The following is a 16,495-nucleotide window of genomic DNA, read 5'->3' on the forward strand; positions in this document are numbered from 1 at the left end:
TGACGCGGTGTCATCGTCCGGACGGGGTGCAGCACGGCCGCCGACGGCAGGAACGCTACCAGCCCCAGGTGCCCTCATCGCAACATCAACTGACGATATGTGAACGGCTTCTGGCGTCGCCGCACAATTCCGGTCGAAGCGTTCGCCGACGCATCATCGCAGCTCAACTCGGTTCCGGGGGAACGAGTACGGCTCTCCGGGGGGCCAGGGGAGCCTCCCGGAGAGCCGTCAGGAACAGGTCAATCCGTCGCTATGCTGAACGTTCGCGGTCCTCCGCTGCCGCCGCACACGAACACCCGCTGCCGCACGCGGGCGCACCGCGGCCCGGCCGGACGGCGGCCGCCGGTCAGCCCGCCAGCGGTATCGGCACGATCTGCGCGCCGCGGAAGGCCTGCTCCTCCACCGCGGCCTCGTGCTGGGACAGTTCGGTCCACGCCCAGCTCGCCAGGCCGGACAGCTCCGCCGACCACTGCTTGCCGTAGGTGCCGCAGGCGACCTGGCCGAGCCGCAGCCGCTGGACGTCCGAGGTACCGGCCGGCGGGTAGACGTGAGTGGCGTCGCGCAGGTAGCGCTCGATGCCGAACTCCGTCTGCAGGCCCCGGGCCGCGTGGATCTCCATGGCGTTGCGCGCGGAGTCCAGCGCGTACTCGGTGTTGATGAGCTTGGCGTTCATCAGCTCGGCGTCGCAGGCCTTGCCGTGGTCGAGCAGGTGCGAGGCGTGGTACGCGGCCAACTTGGCGGTCATCAGCCGGGACTGCATCTCGCCGAGCTTGAGCGCGATGTTGGGCAGCTGGTTGAGCGGCTTGCCGTACAGCACCCGCTCCTCGGCGAAGCGCGCGGTGTCCTCGACGATCGCGACGTGGATGCCGAGGGCGACGGCGGCGAGGTTGAGCCGTCCGTACAGGGTCGAGGAGGAGTAGGCGACGTCCAGGCCCTGCCCCTCGCGGCCCAGCCGGTTGCCGACCGGGATGCGGCAGTCCTCGAAGACGATCTCGCCGAAGCTGAAGCCGTGCAGGCCGCTCTGCGAGCCGAGTTCCCCGGTGCGGAAGCCGGGGCGGTCGCTCTCCACCAGGAACGCGGACAGGCCCCGGCTGCCCTCGTCGGTGCGCAGGACCACGCCGTGCACGTCGCCGATGTGGGAGTTGCCGACGAACCACTTGCGGCCGTTGAGCACGTACTCGTCGCCCTCGCGGCGGGCGGTGCCGGCCATGCCCAGCACGTGGCCGCCGGACTCCGGTTCGGTGACGGCGATGGTCGGCAGGGACCGGCCGGAGGCGAACCGCGGCAGCCAGGCGCGCCGCTGGGCGGGCGAGCCGAAGTGGATGACCTTGGCGACGCCGAGCTGGGAGGCCTGGGCCATCGCGCCCATGGCGCCGCTGACCCGGGCCAGCTCCTCCACGATCACGGTCTTGGCGAGGTGCCCGAGCCCGAGTCCGCCGTACTCGCGCGGAATCGTCACACCGATCCAGCCCCGGCGGGCGATCTCCCGTGCGAGCTCGAACTCGACCGTTCGATCGGCCTCCATTCTGGCCACGTGCGGGCGTATCTCCTTCTCCGCGAACTCCCGGACCTCGACCCGGAGACTCTCGTGTCGCTCGTCGGTGAAGTAGTCCATCGCCATGCTGGGTCCTCTCGTTCAGCGGGTGTGTCGTGCCTCCGTCCGTGCCGTCGAAGCCGCTCCGGCCGCCCCCGGGAACAGGTGGGGTGTGTGGAGGTGGTGGCGGCCGACTGCCCCTTGCCATCGGGTGCGTGCGGAACTCGGGGCGGCCTTCCCAGGGTTGGGAATACCGTCCGTGTCTTCGGCAGGGCTCATTGTCATATGGGCCTCCTGTGCCGACCCAGAGTCGATCTTGGATTGGCGGGATTCGGTTCATCCTTACTCTGGGGTGTTTTGTCGTGACGCCAAGTGGGAAGTGATCTTCCCCCACTGTCGCCGCCTACTGAGCGTCCGTTCACGTGCAGCTTTGACTGTTCATCAGCAGGGGTGGTGAACCGGACCGGGAGCACCGCAGCGCCCGGATGTCTGATTACATGTGCGCCATGACTGATGTGATGAGCACTCAAGGCCAGTTCCCGGGTGCCCCCGGGGAGTCCGAGCGGACCCGCAGGCTGCGCAGCCTCGGTCTCAACGAACCGTCCGCGGACGAGGCCTTCGACCGCTTCGCCCACCTGGCCGCCAGCATCACCCGCGCTCCCATCGCGATGGTCAACTTCATCAACGACGAGCGCCAGATGTTCCGGGGGCTCTACATTCCGCCAAACTCCAACGACGCCGCCGTCGAAGAAGGCGCCTCGTGGGCCGATCGGGGCATCGCCTTCGACCTTCCCACCCGTCAGATGCCGCTGAGTCACGGCTTCTGCCCGCACGTCGTCGCCCAGCGCTCCCCCCTCGCGCTCGACGACATCCTCGCCTACCCCCGGTTCTCCGGAAACCCGGTCGTCGACGAACTGGGCGTGCGCGCCTACCTCGGCGCACCGCTCGTCGACGACACCAACACCGTCATCGGCACCGTCTGCGTCCTCGACCGGGAACCCCGGCAGTGGGGACGCGAACGGCTGCGCGACATCCAGCACCTCGCCGAGGCCCTGCTCTCCGAGATCCGGCTGCGCGACAACCTGCTCGCCCAGCAGCAGGAGATGTTCGCCGCCTTCGACGGCTCCCCGTTCCCCATCATGCTCACCGACGGCCCCGGCCAGGAGATCCGCTACGCCAACGCCCAGCACGCCGACACCTTCGGCGCGCCGGTGGCCTACGGCGCGATCGGCGTCGCCTACCCGCAGCTCGGCGCGGCCGGTCTCCAGCAGGCCGTCGCCGAGGCCTACCACACCGGGCGCAGCACCGTCCTCAACGACGTCCGGATCCAGTCGAGCCGGCCCGACGCCCAGCGCGGCCAGCAGATCTTCAGCTTCACCTGCACCCCGCTGCGGGTCGCGCGCACCGGCCAGGTCAACGGCGTCCTCACCGTCGGCATGGACGTCACCGCGCAGTCCCGCACCGAGGAGGAGCTCGGCACGCTGGCCGCCCTGCTCGTCGACCGGCTCCAGCAGAACGGCGCCACCCCCGCCGGCCGCCCGGGCATCGCCGGGGAGTCCGGCCTCGTCCTGCCGGGCTGAGCCGCCGATCCGACCCGTCGACCCGGAATCCGGCGGCGACGCAGCCGCCCGCATCCGCACCGTCACCACCACAGACCGCCCGGCGCACAGCGCACCGCGCCGGCGGGCACCGTCCACCACCGTGGCGGGGCGCCTCTCACCCCCGAGGAGAGGCTCCCCGCCACGGTGCCGTTGCGGACACCCCGCCCCCGGCGCGCCGGAGTTCGCGCACCACCGGACGGCCGGACGGGCTCCGGCCGCCGAGCCGGGGCCGCCCGCCTCGGGCCACCTGCCTCCGGCCACCCGCCGTGGGCCGACTGTCCCGGCACCCGCGCCGGCCCCGGCCCCGGCCCCCGACGCCGGGCCCGAGCGGGTGAACCGCCCACCGCCCGCCCCCGGCCGGCGCCCGCCCGACGGCCGCCGGTGGTAGGCATGGGCCGCATGGACTGGTTCGCCGCCCCCGACTACTGGCTCAGCCGGCTGCTCGTCCAGCGACTGATCGCCGCCCTCTACCTGACCGGGTTCCTCGCCGCCGCCGCCCAGTTCCGCCCCCTCATCGGCACCGACGGCATGCTGCCGGTGCCCCGGTTCACCGCCCGCGTCCCCTTCCGCCACGCGCCCGGGATCTTCCACCTCCACTACAGCGACCGCTTCTTCGCCGCCGTCGCCCTCGGCGGAGCCGCACTCGCCGCCGCCGTCACCGCCGGACTCGGTGACGCCGTCCCGCTCTGGGCCTCCGTCCTGCTGTGGGCGGTGCTGTGGTCCCTCTACCTCTCCATCGTCAACGTCGGACAGACCTGGTACTCCTTCGGCTGGGAATCGCTGCTGCTCGAGGCCGGCTTCCTCGCCGCCTTCCTCGGCAACGCCGACACCGCCCCGCCCGCCCTGGTGCTCTGGCTGATGCGCTGGCTGGTCCTCCGCGTCGAGTTCGGCGCCGGACTGATCAAACTGCGCGGCGACAGCTGCTGGCGCGACCTCACCTGCCTGCGCTACCACCACGAGACCCAGCCCATGCCCGGACCGCTCAGCTGGTTCTTCCACCACCTGCCCGACCCGCTGCACCGGATCGAGGCGGGCGCCAACCACGTCGTCCAACTCCTCGTCCCGCTCTGCCTCCTCCTCCCGCAACCGGTCGCGACCTACGCCGCCTGCGCCGTCGTCGCCACCCAGCTGTGGCTGATCGCCTCCGGCAACTTCGCCTGGCTCAACTGGCTGACCATCGCGCTCGCCCTCGCCGCCGTCGAGCCCTCCCGACTCGGCCTGCCCGCCGGGACCCACCCCCGCCCCGCCGCCCCGCTCTGGTTCGAGGCCCTGGTGGTCGCGCTGACCGTCGCCGTCGCCGTCCTCAGCTACTGGCCGGTCCGCAACCTGATCTCCCGCCGCCAGGTCATGAACCGCTCCTTCAACCGCCTGCACCTCGTCAACTCCTACGGCGCCTTCGGCAGCATCAACCGGATCCGCCAGGAGATCGTCATCGAGGGCACCGACGAGCCGCACCCCACCCCCCGCACGGTGTGGCGCGAGTACGGCTTCAAGGGCAAACCCGGTGACGTGCACCGCCTCCCGCGCCAGTACGCCCCCTACCACCTGCGGCTCGACTGGCTGATGTGGTTCGCCGCCATCTCGCCCGCCTACGCCCGCCCCTGGTTCCTGCCCTTCGTCGCCCGCCTGCTCGCCGGCGACCCGGCCACCCTGCGCCTGCTGCGCCACAACCCCTTCCCCGACGCCCCGCCGACCCACGTCCGGGCGACCCTCCACCTCTACCGGTTCACCGATTGGCGCGAACTGCGGCGCACCGGCGCCTGGTGGCACCGGACCGCCCTCCACGAGTACCTCGCGCCGGTCGACCTCGCCGCCCTCAGCCGCGCCGGCCACCGCCCGCCACTCGGCCGACGTACCCGAACCGTCCCCCTGGACCGGCTGCGCCGCCCGGCCCGGCGGGCCGCCGACCCCTCCGGCGGCACCGCACACCCGGGCCCCGACCACCCGTCCGGCCCCACGCCCCGCCACCCGGGCGGCCCTCCCCGGTAGCGGCCAGGTGGGCGGTGCGGCATACGACACCGACCCGTCGGGCGGTGGGTGCGTGCAAGGCTCGAACGGGCACCCGTATTCTGGGCGTCCACAACCGGCGGCCCGCACGCGCGCCCCCCCGCCCCCGCCCCGGGGCACCCCGCGCAACCGGTCCGCCGCCCCCTCGCTGCCAGCCCCGCCGCCGCCGCCCAGAACCGGACCTCACATGACAGTGCTTCACTCGCGCAACGCCGACGCAGCCGACCCGGCGGACGTCGCCGCCGCAGACGTCAAGGACCCCCAGGACGCCAAGGCCACCACGGCGGAGCCCGACCTCCGCGAGGACCTCGGCCGCTACGCCGAACTCGGCGCCTTCACCCTCACCGCCGACACCCACGCCTGGTACGCGGCCGTCGACACCGTCGCCACGCCCGAGGACGCCCGCGCCGGCTCCACGGCCCTCGCCGAGCTGCGCGGCCACGACCTCCAGCAGACCTGGGACGACGTCACCGCCCTCGCCTCCGAGGCCAAGCTCGACGAGCCCGACACCGTCGCCAAGACCGTGCTGCTCGTCGAACTCCTCCAGCGCGTGCACCGGACCGCCGCCACCCTCCACCGGGCCGCCTACGACGCCGACCTCGGCGCCCTCGCCGCCGCCACCGCCGACGGTGCCTGGCGCCGCGAGAACGGCGTCAAGCTGTCGTGGCTGCGCGCCCGCTCCCTGCGCAAGCAGGCCACCGCGCTCGCCACCGACCGCCGCGTCCGCCGCGAGGACCTGCACGAGGCGCTCACCTCCGCCGAGATCGAGCGCCGCGCCTGGGCCGCCCTCGCCCCCTCCGGCACCCTTCCGGCCGCACCCGCCGACGGCGCGCTCGTCGAGCGGACCGCCCAGACCTTCGAGTCCATCAACACCGGCCTGCGCGAGCTCGCCCGGCTGCTGCCCGGCCACGACCTCGACGGGCTGGCCTTCGCCGGGCTGATCGACCTCGTCGACCGCCTCGCCGCCGACGAGGGCACGCTCTACCGTCTGCCCACCATCCGCGGGCTGCGCGCCACCCTCGAGGACGCCGGTCTCGCCGACCTCCTCTCCGAGCTCGCCGCCACCCGCGCCGACCGCTACGCCGCCGAGGCCGCCTACGCAGCCCGCCAGGCCCTGGCCGGCGGCCAGCGCGACGGCCTCGCGGGGGGCACCGCCGCGGGGACCGTCGAGTCGGACACCGCCGGGTCGGAGGTCGCCGGGTCGGAGGTTGTCGAGTCGGTCGAGTCCGCTGAGCCGGAGACCGCTGAGTCCTCCACGGCTCCGGTGACGGTCGAGGAGCCCTCGACCGACGTCGTCTCCGAGGTTGCGACCGAAGCCGACGCCGAGGCCGAGATCGAGACTGAGGCCGAGGCCGAGGTGGCTGCGGAGACGGTGGCCGTCGAGGCCGAGCCCTCCGAGGAGACGGACGTCCACGAGGCGGTCGCCGAGGAGGAGGTGACGGTGGAGGCCCAGCCCGTCGTGGTCACTCTTCCGGCGCCGTCCCCGGCTGCCGACGACCTGGTGGCCGCCGCGACCGCCGCGCTCGCGGAGGCCCCCGACGTCCCGGAGACGCTGGAGGAGTCGGAGACCGCGGAGCCGGTGGCGACGGACGAGCCCGTGGAGGAAGCGGTCGAGGAGGCTTCGGAGGTCGAGGCCGTCGCCGAGGCTCCCGCCGTCGAGGAGCCGGTCGTCGTCGCGAGCGAGCCGGTCGTCGAGGCCGAGGCGGTTGCGGAGCCGGAGGCGGTCGAGGAGACCGTCGATCCGGTCGAGGAAGCCGAGCCGGTTGCCGAAGCCGAGGCGGAGGTTGCCGAGGCGCCTGCGGCCGAGGCGGAGGTGACCGAGCAGCCCGTCGTCGTCGAGACCGTCGAGGCCGAGGTCGTCACCGAGGTTGCCACTGAGGCCGAGGTTGCCACTGAGACCGAGGTCGTCGACGAGACCGTCGAGCCGGTCGCTGTGGAGGAGGCCGAGGCCGAGGTCGCCGCGGAGCCCGTCGTCGTTGAGACCGTCGAGGCCGAGGTCGTCACCGAGGTTGCCACTGAGGCCGAGGTTGCCGCGGAGGTCGAGGTCGTCGACGAGACCGTCGAGCCGGTCGCTGTGGAGGAGCCCGAGGTCGAGGTTGTCGAGGTCGAGACCGAGACCCCCGCTGCCGTGGTCGAGGAGGCCGCCGAGCCCGTCGCCCTGGAGGAGCCGGCGGTCCGGGAGCAGGCCGCTGAGCCGGTGAAGGAGCCGGAGCCTGAGCTGGAGCCGGAGCCCGCGCCCGGCGCCGCCGGCCGTCCCGCGAAGCCCGACTTCACGCCCGGTCGGCCCGTGACCGCCTACTCGGCCGACGAGCTGCTCGCCGTGGTCCGGTGGGTGGACGGCGACGGCGAGACGCGGTCGGAGGAGGAACTGCTGCGCGCGGCGATGAAGGAGCTGGGCTTCGCCCGCCTCGGTCCGCGGATCAAGGAGGCGCTGGGCGCCGCCGTCACCGCCGCTCGGGGCTGACCCCGGAGAGCGGACGGTGCGTGACGAAGGGCCCGGGACGCGGATGTCGCGTCCCGGGCCCTTCCGTCGTCCGTGGGGGTCAGCCCGCCTTGTTCCACGGCTGCCCGGACATCAGTGCCTTGACGTTGGACACGTAGCTCGGGTTGGGGATGGCCAGACTGCCGACCACCTGGTTGGTGGTCGGGTCGGTGACGGTGTTGTAGTGCACGTTGCCCGCACCGGCGTTGTACGCGGAGATGACCAGGTCGAGCAGCGGCGTCTTGCCGGTGGCCGGGTCGGGGGACAGGTCGTACTTGCCGCCGAAGGACGAGTCGCCGTAGTAGGCGACCAGCCAGTCGAGCAGCTGGGTGCCGAGCTGGACGTTCCCGGCGAGGGTCTTCGGGTCGGACGTGGTGCCGAACTTGCTGTTCATCCAGCTGACGGTGTTCGGCATGATCTGCATGGTGCCGATCCCGCCGTCGCAGGCGAGGATGCCGGACTGCCAGCCGCTCTCCTGCCAGGCGATCGCCTTGACCAGCGCGACGGGCAGCGGCGGGAGCTTGTCGGTGCCTCCGCTGCTGAGGTTGAGCGTGCGGCTCTGCCCGGCCGCGGCGACCAGGGCGGCGCCCACGGCGTCCTTGGGCTCGTCCGGCTGGGGCTTGGAGGGCTGGCAGCCGCTCTGCAGCGGCGGGACGTGCGGCGTGGCCAGCGCGGGCGGCGGCGGGGGTGCGACCGGGCCCGGCTTGGCGGTCGGTACGGGGGCGGCGACGACGGGCTTGGCGACCGGGGGCTGCGTGGTGGGCGCGGCGGCCGCGGCGGACTGGCCGGGGGCGGCGCTGCTCGGGGCCGCGCTGGTGGTGCCGGGCTTGGCCGACCTGCTCGCGGACGGGCTCGCGCTGCGCGAGGCGCTGGGGCTCGCCGTGGGCGACGCGGTCGGCGTCGCGCTCGCGCTCGTGGTGGCGGTCGCGGACGGACTGGTGCTCGGCGTCTCGGCCGGCGTGGTCGTCGCCGCCACGGCCGTGGTGCCGGCCGCGGCGTTCTGGTGGTCGTCGGCATGCTTGCTGCCGCAGCCGGCCAGCACGGCGGTGGAGACGGCCGCGGCCGACACCATCACCAGCGCGCGCCGGGACGTGCTGACTGTCATCTGAGGTTCCCCCACTTGTCACCGGCGGTCCCGGCGAGTGGCGGTCATCCTACGATGGGCCGTCCGTGCCCCGGACGAACGGGTGGTCCAATGCCCGCGCGAGGACGGCAGGTGCCGTCACCAGGGACGGTCCGTACCAGGTCAGGTGACGCCCGCTGACCAGTGCCGCCGGGACGCCGGGGAACGCCTCCGGGCCGTCGTCCGCCGTGAAGCGGTACGGCTCGTCCGGCAGGACGACCAAGTCGGGCCTGCAGGCGAGGAGTTCCGGCAGCGGTACGGCCGGGTAGCGCTCGGGGTGCTCGGCGTGGACGAGCCGGACGCCGAGGCGGTGCAGCAGGTCCCCGGCGAAGGTGTCGCGGCCGAGCACCATCCACGGGCGGCGCCAGATCGGTACGACCGCCCGCGGGCCGCCGGGCGCACGCCGCAGCGGGGCGGCCCAGGCCGCTTCGGCCTCGTCCAGCCAGGCCGGGCGGGGGAGCCCGCAGGCGGTGGTGAGCATCCGGTCGAGCGAGCGGAAGGCGTCGTCCAGGGTACGGACGTCGGTGACCCACACCGGGACCCCGGCGGCCCGCAGCGCGTCCAGGTCGGCGCGCCGGTTCTCCTCGTCGTTGGCCAGCACGAGGTCCGGGGCGAGGCCGAGGACGCCCGGGACGTCCGGGTTCTTGGTGCCGCCGATCCGGGTGACGGCCAGGTCGGCCGGGTGGCTGCACCAGTCGGTGGCGCCGACCAGCAGCCCGGGGGCGGTGGCGGCGACCGCCTCGGTGAGCGACGGCACCAGGGACACCACCCGGCGCGGCGGGCGGGGGCCGAGCGGGACGGGCAGGTCGAGGTCGTCCCGCGGGACGGTGGGGTCGGCCATCCCGTCACCCTATGCCCGGGGGCGGCGACTCGGATGACAGATGACAGATAACAGATGACAGCTTTCGAAATCTGTTATCTGTCATCTGTCTGCTGTCATCTGTTACCCGTCGCCCGTGCGTCGGTGCGCGGCCGCCCACACGTCCCCGCCCCCGCCCCCGCCGCCCTGCCTCAGCAGGCAGCCGCGAGCTCCCCGCTCTCGGCGGCCCGGAGCCGGGCTACCAGCTCCTCCCGGGCGCGGGCGACCCGGGAGCGGACGGTACCGATCGGGCACCCGGCGACCTCCGCCGCCTCGGCGTAGCTCAGGCCGACCACCTGGGTGAGCACGAACGCCTCCCTTCGCTGGGCGGGCACCCGGTCGAGCAGGTCGCCGAGCGCCACGCCGTCCTCGAACCCGCCCGCCGGGTCGACTCCCTGTCGTTCCGCGGCCTCCTGCCAGTCCGGCAGGGCGGCGCAGCGCGGCCGGGCCGCGGCCGTCCGGTACCGGTCGATGACCGTGCGCCGGGCGATGGACAGCAACCAGGTGCGGGCCGAGGAGCGGCCGGCGAACCCGGGCAGGCTGCGCAGCGCGCGCAGGAAGGTCTCCTGGGCGAGGTCGTCGGCGGACTGCACGTCGGTGAGGTGGGCGACGAACCGCCAGACGTCCCGCTGGGTGGCGCGGACGAAGGCCTCGACGTCGGGTGCCCGGCCCGCGCGCGCGGTCAGGGCGAGGGCGGTGAGCTGTTCGTCATCCACGGCGTCCTCCGACCCGGTCGGCCGCGCCGTCCCCGCCGTGCGGGACGATGGTCGTATGAGATGCGCGCAGTTCCGTACCGCTCTGTCGGCCCGGCTCGACGGCGAGCCGACCGGCCTGCCGGGCGGCCGACTGGACAAGCACGTCGCGCGCTGCGCCGGGTGCCGGCAGTGGCTGGAGCAGGCCGAGCGGCTGCACGGGCTGGTGCGCACGGGCGCCGCCGACGGTCCGTCGCAGGAGTGGACGGCCCGGCTGCTGGGCGGGCTCGGGCCGGTGGAGGCGGTGGGCGGTCAGGCTCCGGACGGGCCGGAGGCCGCGGAGCGCTAGGACGGTGGCGCCGGGGCAGGCCGGTGCGCCGTCGTGGTCGGGCATGGAGAGGTCCTGAGGGGAGGGCTGGGAACGGCGGCCGCCCCTGGGCGGTGCCGTCGGTGTCCGTGGGCGACCGCGCGGCGCGCCGTACCCCGGTCGGGGTGGCGGCACGACGGGCGCGGGCCCGGGCCCTGGCGCTGCGGCGGCCAACGGCGCGACCGGACGGCAGGGCGACCTGCCCGTCGCGGAGACCTCGTAGCGGAGAGGAGTGCGGCGGGCGCGTCAGCAGGCGAGGGCGGTGGCCGGCGGGCCGCGCCGCACCACGGCGTGCGTGAGGAGCACCGACCTCGGCGGGCGGGCCCGGTCGTGAGAAGGCCGGGGCGCGGCCGGCGGCCGGTAGCCGAAGGGCCGCGCGAAGAGCGCCGGCAGTGCGAACAGCAGGACGCCCGCGACGACCGACCCGAGCGCGCCGAGCAGGTCGAAGAGCCGCACCAGCGCGGCGTCTCCGCGCCACAGCAGCAGGGCGCAGGCCAGGGCGGCGAGGGCGTGGGCGGCGATCATCCCGAGGGACATCCCGTGGGCCATGCCGTGCGCCATCCCGTGCGCCGGGGAGACCCCGGACGGGCCCGGCATGCCCGCCATCCCGGCCATGTCCATCGCCATGCCGTCGGTCGCGGCGGGAGCCGCCGCCGACGCCGGGAGCGAACCGGCCGCGTGGTGCATGCCGGTCATCGGGTGCAGTCCGGCGGCGGGCGGCGCGTCCGGATCGAGGCCCGCCATCCGGGCCAGCTCGGCGGGGGAGAGCCCGGCGGGGATCCGTTCCGGGTTGCAGAGCAGCAGGGCGGCCCAGTCCGTCGAGGCGAGCCGGCCGAGACCGGCGTTCCCGCCGCCGAGCGCCCCGGCCTGCTCGAACACCAGGTGCAGCGCGCTCTGTGCCGCGACCATCCACGCGCTGATCGCCCCGAGCCCGCGCCGCCCGCCGGCGAGCAGCCAGGTCAGGCCGAGGACGGCCGCGAACGCGCCGGCCAGCACCGGGGGCGAGACTCCGGCCCCGGCCATGGCGACGTGTGCCGCTGCGGCCAGCGCCACGCAGAGCGCGGCGAAGACCGCGGCGCGCAGCAGGCGGATCCGGTCGGTCATCACGATGGCACTCATCGTCGCATTCGCCGGGCCCGGTCCGTACCGCACCCTCCGGTATTGGCCGGTTCCGCCCCGTGAGACCATGCCCGGCCGTCGACCCCGTCGACCCCGTCGGAGCCATCGGCCCCGTCCCCCGCCCCGTCGGCCCCACCCCCCCGCCCCGTCGGCCCCACCCCCCCGCCTCGTCCGCCCTGTCGGTACACCGAGGCCCCGCCCCGGACCGGCGGCGCCGGTACGACTACCAGCGCGGTTTGACATCTCCCCCCGGTTGCTCACTAAATGTGCACACGCAGGCGCAGAGGGTGTCCGCCGGGCGGGTGCCCGGGCGACGCAAGGACACCCGACACCACACGAGCAGGAGGCCCGGCCATGGCGACCTCGACCGGCTCGGCGGCCCCGGCCGTCGACCTCGCCGACCCCCGCTTCTGGCAGCTGCCGGCCCCCGCCCGCTCGGCCGCCTTCGCCGAACTGCGCCGACGCCCGGCCCCCGTCCGCTTCGCCGATCCGGCCACCGGTCGGGGCTTCCACGCGCTGGTCCGCCACGCCGACGTCGTCGAGGCCAGCCGCACCCCCGCCGTCTTCCTCAGCGGTCCGGGCGTCACCATCCCCGAGCCGGTCCGCTGGGTACGGGTGCTGTTCGGCGACTCGATGGTCAACCTCGACGACCCCCGGCACGCCCAGCTGCGCCGGATCATCTCGCGGGCCTTCACCCCCCGGCTGCTCGGCCAGGTCGAGGAGGACATCCGCCGGGTCGCCGCCCGACTGGTCGACGACCTGGAGCGGCGGCGCCCCGAGGAACCGGGCGACTTCGTCACCTCGGTGGCGGCCGAACTCCCCTTCCAGGTGATCTGCACCATGATGGGCATCCCGGAGCGGCCGCGCCGGGCGATCCTCGACCAGGTCAACCACGCGTCCGAGCACGCGGGGGTGGCCCGCCCGCTGCGCCGCCGGATCCGGGTGCCGGGGCGCGGGCTGATGGCGCTCGCCCGGATGCAGGGCATGGTCGCCGGCATCGGCCGCGAGCGCCGCCGCCGGCCCACCGAGGACCTCATCTCGGCGCTGGTCACCGCGGACGTGGACGGCCGCCGGCTCTCCGGCCGCGAACTCGGGGCCTTCTTCTCCCTGCTGCTGGTCGCCGGGGTGGAGACCACCCGCAACGCCCTCGCACACGGCCTGCACCTGCTGACCGTCCATCCGGAGCAGCGCGCCCTGCTCCTCGCCGACCTGGACGGGCGGCTGGGCGGCGCGGTCGACGAGATGGTCCGGTACGCGACGCCGATCGTCCAGTTCCGCCGGACGCTCGCCGTCGACCACGAGCTCGGCGGCCCCGGCGGGCCGCTGCTGCGGGCGGGGGAGAAGGTCGCGCTGTTCTTCGGCTCGGCCAACCGGGACGAGACGGTCTTCCCCGACCCGGAGGTCTTCGACATCACCCGCACGCCCAACCCGCACCTGGGGTTCGGCGGCGGCGGGCCGCACTACTGCCTCGGCGCGCACCTGGCCCGGCAGGAGATGAAGGCACTGTTCCGCGAGCTGTTCACCCGCCTGCCCGAGCTGCGCTCGGTGGGCGAACCGGAGCTCGTCCCGTCCAGCTTCGACCACCGCGTCCGGTCGCTTCGCTTCACCTACTGACGTCGGCCGCCCGGGCCGCCGCTCACCACTCCCGGGTGGCGATCAGCTCCTCCACGTCCGCGTCCGCGAAGCCGTAGGACGAGGCGACGAACCAGAAGTCCTCGGCGATCTCCTCCCGGGCGACCGTCTCGATCTCGCTCCCGGCCGCCTCGAACTCCGCCTCCAGCCGGTTGAACTCCTCGGTCGCGGCCTGCGTCAGCACGTACAGCTCCGCAAGGCCGGACGGCCGTTCGGCCTCGATCCGCTCGCAGAGCCGCAGCAGGACCGCCCTGCCCCGGTCGAGGACGTGGTCGGGGTAGTAGTCGTCCGCGTACAGCTGTCGAAGGAACCCATGCTCCGCCACCTGCGGGTGCGTGATCGCCACGGCGCCTCCCCTTCCCGTAAGGGCCCGGTCGGGTGCGGGCCGTCGGGCCGATCGTGCACCACGCCACCGACAATCCGGTCCGGCACTGTCGTTCCGGCGCGTCGGTGGTGTGGCCGCCGCGCCGGGCGGTGGCCGGCTCGGCGGCCTGCACCAGCACCCGGGTCCCGGCCGGCAGCGGGTTGCCGCCGCAGTGGTCGACGTCCGGGTGGCCCCACCAGCCGGTCGGCGCAGGCCCGGTGGGGTGCCGATGACGGTGCCGACGGCGGTGGCGGGCGTCACGGCGCGGAGCGCGGGAGGGGAGCACAATGCGGGACATGACAGAGCGTCCGACCTCCCCAGGAAACGGGGCCGCCGCGCGGCCCGACGCGCAGCCCGCCGAACCCGTCCGGGCCGCGGCTGCACCCCGTCCGGCCCCGGCCGGGTCCGCGGACCGGCCCACCGCCGACGCCTGGGCCGCCCTCGGCGGTGCGGCCGACCTGCTGGAGAGGGTCTCCTTCCACGGCCCAGACGACCTGCTGCCCTCCGGCCTGCCGGTGCGCCGGCTCGCCCGGGCCACCGTGGCCGCCTGCTCGCTGGCCGCCGCCGAACTCGCCGCCCACCGAAGCGGCGGCCCCGTCCCGGCCGTCCGGGTGGACGAGGGCGCCGTCGCCACCGCCTTCGTCAGCGAGCGCCACCTGACGGTCGACGGCCGTACGCCCGTCAGCTTCGCCCCGCACTCCGGTTTCTGGCGCACCACCGACGGCTGGGTCCGCACCCACGCCAACTACCCGCACCACCGCGCCCGGCTGCTCGCCGCGCTCGACCTGCCCGCCGACGCGGGGCCCGAGCAGCTCGCCGCCGTGCTGGGCGGGCTGCCGACCGAGCGGATCCAGGAGCGGGCCTATGCGGCGGGGGCGCTCGCCGTGGCCGTCGCGCCGGTCCGGGACGCCAAGCTCCCCCTGGTGGAGCACCGGGTGGTCGGCTCCGCACCGCCCCGACCGCTGGGAGGCGCCGACGTGTCCCGGCCCGCCGCAGGGCTCCGCGTCCTCGACCTCACCCGGGTCATCGCCGGACCGGTCGCGACCCGCACGCTCGCCCTGCTCGGCGCCGACGTCCTGCGGGTCGACCCGCCCGGGATCCCCGAGGCCGACGACGCCCACGCCGACACCGGCTTCGGCAAGCGCTCGACCCGTCTCGACCTCGCGGACCGTGCCGACCGCGCGGTCTTCGACGGCCTGCTCGCGGACGCGGACGTCCTGGTCACCGCCTACCGGCCGGGCGCCCTGGACGCACACGGCCTCGCCGCCGAAGCCGTGGCGCAGCGCCACCCCGGCCTGGTCCTCGCCCAGCTCTGCGCCTGGGGCTGGACCGGCCCGTGGTCCGGCCGCCGGGGCTTCGACAGCCTCGTCCAGGCCGGTGTCGGCATCGCCGCCCACGAGGCCGGCCCCGGCGGGCACCCCGGTGTCCTGCCGGCCCAGGCCCTCGACCACGGCACCGGGTACCTCATCGCCGCCGGCGTCCTGCGCGCCCTCACCGACCAGCGCACCGGCCGGCCCGGCGGCCGCCACCTGCGCTACTCCCTCGCCGGCACCGCCTCCTGGCTGCTCCACAGCATCGCACCCGAGGCGGACGGCGCCGCGGCCGGGCCGGTGGCCGGAGCCGCGGTCGGTCCGGCGGTCGGAACCGCGGTCGGTCCGGCGGTCGGAACCGCGGTCGGAGCCGCTGCCGGAAGTGCCGCCCCGCCGCCGTACGACCCGGCGCGCTGGCTGGCCGAGACGGACTCCGCCTACGGACGGCTGCGCCACGCCCTGCCGCCGGTCGCCTACGAGGGCGCGCCCACCGACTGGGCCCGCCCGCCGGGGCGCTGGGGGACGGACGAGCCGGTCTGGCTCTGACGTCACCGGGTGGCCCCGGGTGCGCCGCGCCCTTCCCGGCCACCCGGGCGCGCCCGTTGCCCGGCCGGGGTGGCCCCGGCCTGGCCCCGACCGGGCCCACGACCGGGTCGGGTGTCCCGGCTGTCACCGCCGTCTGGCAGCATGCCGGGCATGACCGCACACGCCACCGACTACACCTGGTTCGACCAGCGCTACCCCGTCCTCGGTGAGGCCTACTGCCTGACCCAGGTCGAGGGGATCACCGCCGACGAACTGCTGCGCCGCTTCGACGCCCTGCCCGGCCGGGAGGTCACCGGGCTGGACGCGGTGGTCGCCGCCTGGGAGGCCTTCGACGACGGGGAGGACGAGGAGGCCGGCGCCCTGTTCGACGAGGACGAGGACCGGCTGCTCGTCGCCGTCACCGACCTCGACGGCTGGGCCCTCGCGGTCGAGGTCTACGGGTACCTGGGCAGCCTGCACGAGGTCATCCCCCGGCTCGCGGACGGCACCCGGCTGGTCTCGCACTTCCGCAACGTCAACGCGGTGGACCACTTCAACTGGTGGGAGCGCGGCGGCTGCCGCCTCCAGTTCGAACCGCTGTTCCCGACCCAGCGGCACGGCTCGGACGCGGAGGCCCCCGGCATCCCCGACTTGCTGACCGCCTGCGGCTTCCAGCTCGACGGGGAGCGGTACGACCTGCACACCGAGGCCGCCTTCGCGCTGGCCGAACGGCTGACGGACGTCCGGCTCGGCCCGGAGCGGCTGGAGGCCGCGACGTTCCGGATCGGCTACGCCCCGCGGCCTTAGCCGTAGCGGTAGCGTCGGCCGCCAACCCGGGGCCCGGGGCCCCCGACGGTGCGCGGGGCACCCGACGGTGCGC

Annotated in this window: 12 protein-coding genes and 2 pseudogenes; 7 read left to right on the forward strand and 7 right to left on the reverse strand. The window is 74.9% G+C overall.

All coding sequences use genetic code 11. The features are described from left to right. Positions 1–346: 346 nt before the first annotated feature. On the reverse strand, positions 347–1,615 hold the full coding sequence (locus tag ACIA8Q_RS03035; protein WP_360205457.1) for an acyl-CoA dehydrogenase family protein: 1,269 nt from the start codon (positions 1,613–1,615) through the stop codon (positions 347–349). 425 nt (positions 1,616–2,040) lie between these two features. Between ACIA8Q_RS03035 and ACIA8Q_RS03040 the strand changes: the two genes are divergently transcribed. From ACIA8Q_RS03040 to ACIA8Q_RS03050, 3 genes are all read left to right on the forward strand, one after another. Continuing rightward, complete coding sequence (locus ACIA8Q_RS03040; RefSeq protein WP_363362880.1) at positions 2,041–3,114, forward strand: GAF domain-containing protein; 1,074 nt, start codon at positions 2,041–2,043, stop codon at positions 3,112–3,114. Between the two features lie 420 nt (positions 3,115–3,534). Beyond that, on the forward strand, positions 3,535–5,124 hold the full coding sequence (locus ACIA8Q_RS03045; protein WP_360205460.1) for a lipase maturation factor family protein: 1,590 nt from the start codon (positions 3,535–3,537) through the stop codon (positions 5,122–5,124). A gap of 205 nt (positions 5,125–5,329) precedes the next feature. Next, the gene (locus ACIA8Q_RS03050) at positions 5,330–7,606 is read left to right on the forward strand and encodes a hypothetical protein (RefSeq protein ID WP_360205195.1); all 2,277 of its coding nucleotides are present in this window, start codon (positions 5,330–5,332) and stop codon (positions 7,604–7,606) included. Between the two features lie 79 nt (positions 7,607–7,685). Here ACIA8Q_RS03050 and ACIA8Q_RS03055 read toward each other — a convergent pair whose 3' ends face one another. The 3 genes from ACIA8Q_RS03055 to ACIA8Q_RS03065 all read right to left on the reverse strand — a co-directional run bounded on the left by ACIA8Q_RS03055 (position 7,686) and on the right by ACIA8Q_RS03065 (position 10,322). Continuing rightward, positions 7,686–8,729, reverse strand: coding sequence for a lytic transglycosylase domain-containing protein (locus tag ACIA8Q_RS03055; RefSeq protein ID WP_360205198.1), 1,044 nt, complete (start codon positions 8,727–8,729; stop codon positions 7,686–7,688). A 49-nt stretch (positions 8,730–8,778) separates the two neighbouring features. Next, positions 8,779–9,588, reverse strand: coding sequence for a helical backbone metal receptor (locus ACIA8Q_RS03060; RefSeq protein WP_360205201.1), 810 nt, complete (start codon positions 9,586–9,588; stop codon positions 8,779–8,781). A 170-nt stretch (positions 9,589–9,758) separates the two neighbouring features. After that, positions 9,759–10,322, reverse strand: coding sequence for a sigma-70 family RNA polymerase sigma factor (locus tag ACIA8Q_RS03065; RefSeq protein ID WP_360205203.1), 564 nt, complete (start codon positions 10,320–10,322; stop codon positions 9,759–9,761). Positions 10,323–10,377: 55 nt separating this feature from the next. On the opposite strand from ACIA8Q_RS03065, the gene ACIA8Q_RS03070 reads away from it, so the two are divergent. Beyond that, complete coding sequence (locus tag ACIA8Q_RS03070) at positions 10,378–10,647, forward strand: zf-HC2 domain-containing protein (RefSeq protein WP_360205205.1); 270 nt, start codon at positions 10,378–10,380, stop codon at positions 10,645–10,647. A gap of 264 nt (positions 10,648–10,911) precedes the next feature. Here the strand turns inward: ACIA8Q_RS03070 and ACIA8Q_RS03075 are convergent, their stop codons facing one another. Beyond that, positions 10,912–11,784 (reverse strand): hypothetical protein, encoded by an 873-nt coding sequence (locus ACIA8Q_RS03075; protein ID WP_360205208.1) that lies wholly within the window; start codon positions 11,782–11,784, stop codon positions 10,912–10,914. A gap of 354 nt (positions 11,785–12,138) precedes the next feature. Here ACIA8Q_RS03075 and ACIA8Q_RS03080 point away from each other — a divergent pair, with 354 nt between their 5' ends. Further along, positions 12,139–13,398, forward strand: coding sequence for a cytochrome P450 (locus tag ACIA8Q_RS03080; RefSeq protein ID WP_360205211.1), 1,260 nt, complete (start codon positions 12,139–12,141; stop codon positions 13,396–13,398). A gap of 22 nt (positions 13,399–13,420) precedes the next feature. Here ACIA8Q_RS03080 and ACIA8Q_RS03085 read toward each other — a convergent pair whose 3' ends face one another. Next, positions 13,421–13,762: a DUF5713 family protein gene (locus ACIA8Q_RS03085; RefSeq protein ID WP_360205213.1), complete on the reverse strand. Its 342-nt coding sequence runs from the start codon at positions 13,760–13,762 to the stop codon at positions 13,421–13,423. 314 nt (positions 13,763–14,076) lie between these two features. Between ACIA8Q_RS03085 and ACIA8Q_RS03090 the strand changes: the two are divergent. Next, positions 14,077–15,330, forward strand: a pseudogene (locus tag ACIA8Q_RS03090) (CoA transferase); the annotation flags it as partial. Here the strand turns inward: ACIA8Q_RS03090 and ACIA8Q_RS03095 are convergent. Further along, positions 15,315–15,422: pseudogene (locus ACIA8Q_RS03095) on the reverse strand (hypothetical protein); the annotation flags it as partial. The pseudogenes ACIA8Q_RS03090 and ACIA8Q_RS03095 overlap by 16 nt on opposite strands. A 364-nt stretch (positions 15,423–15,786) precedes the next feature. Between ACIA8Q_RS03095 and ACIA8Q_RS03100 the strand changes: the two are divergent. After that, positions 15,787–16,422, forward strand: coding sequence for a DUF6461 domain-containing protein (locus ACIA8Q_RS03100; protein WP_360205219.1), 636 nt, complete (start codon positions 15,787–15,789; stop codon positions 16,420–16,422). The last annotated feature ends 73 nt before the right edge of the window (positions 16,423–16,495 follow it).

The sequence above is a fragment of the Kitasatospora sp. NPDC051705 genome (assembly GCF_044453265.1).
Lineage (GTDB): Bacteria > Actinomycetota > Actinomycetes > Streptomycetales > Streptomycetaceae > Kitasatospora.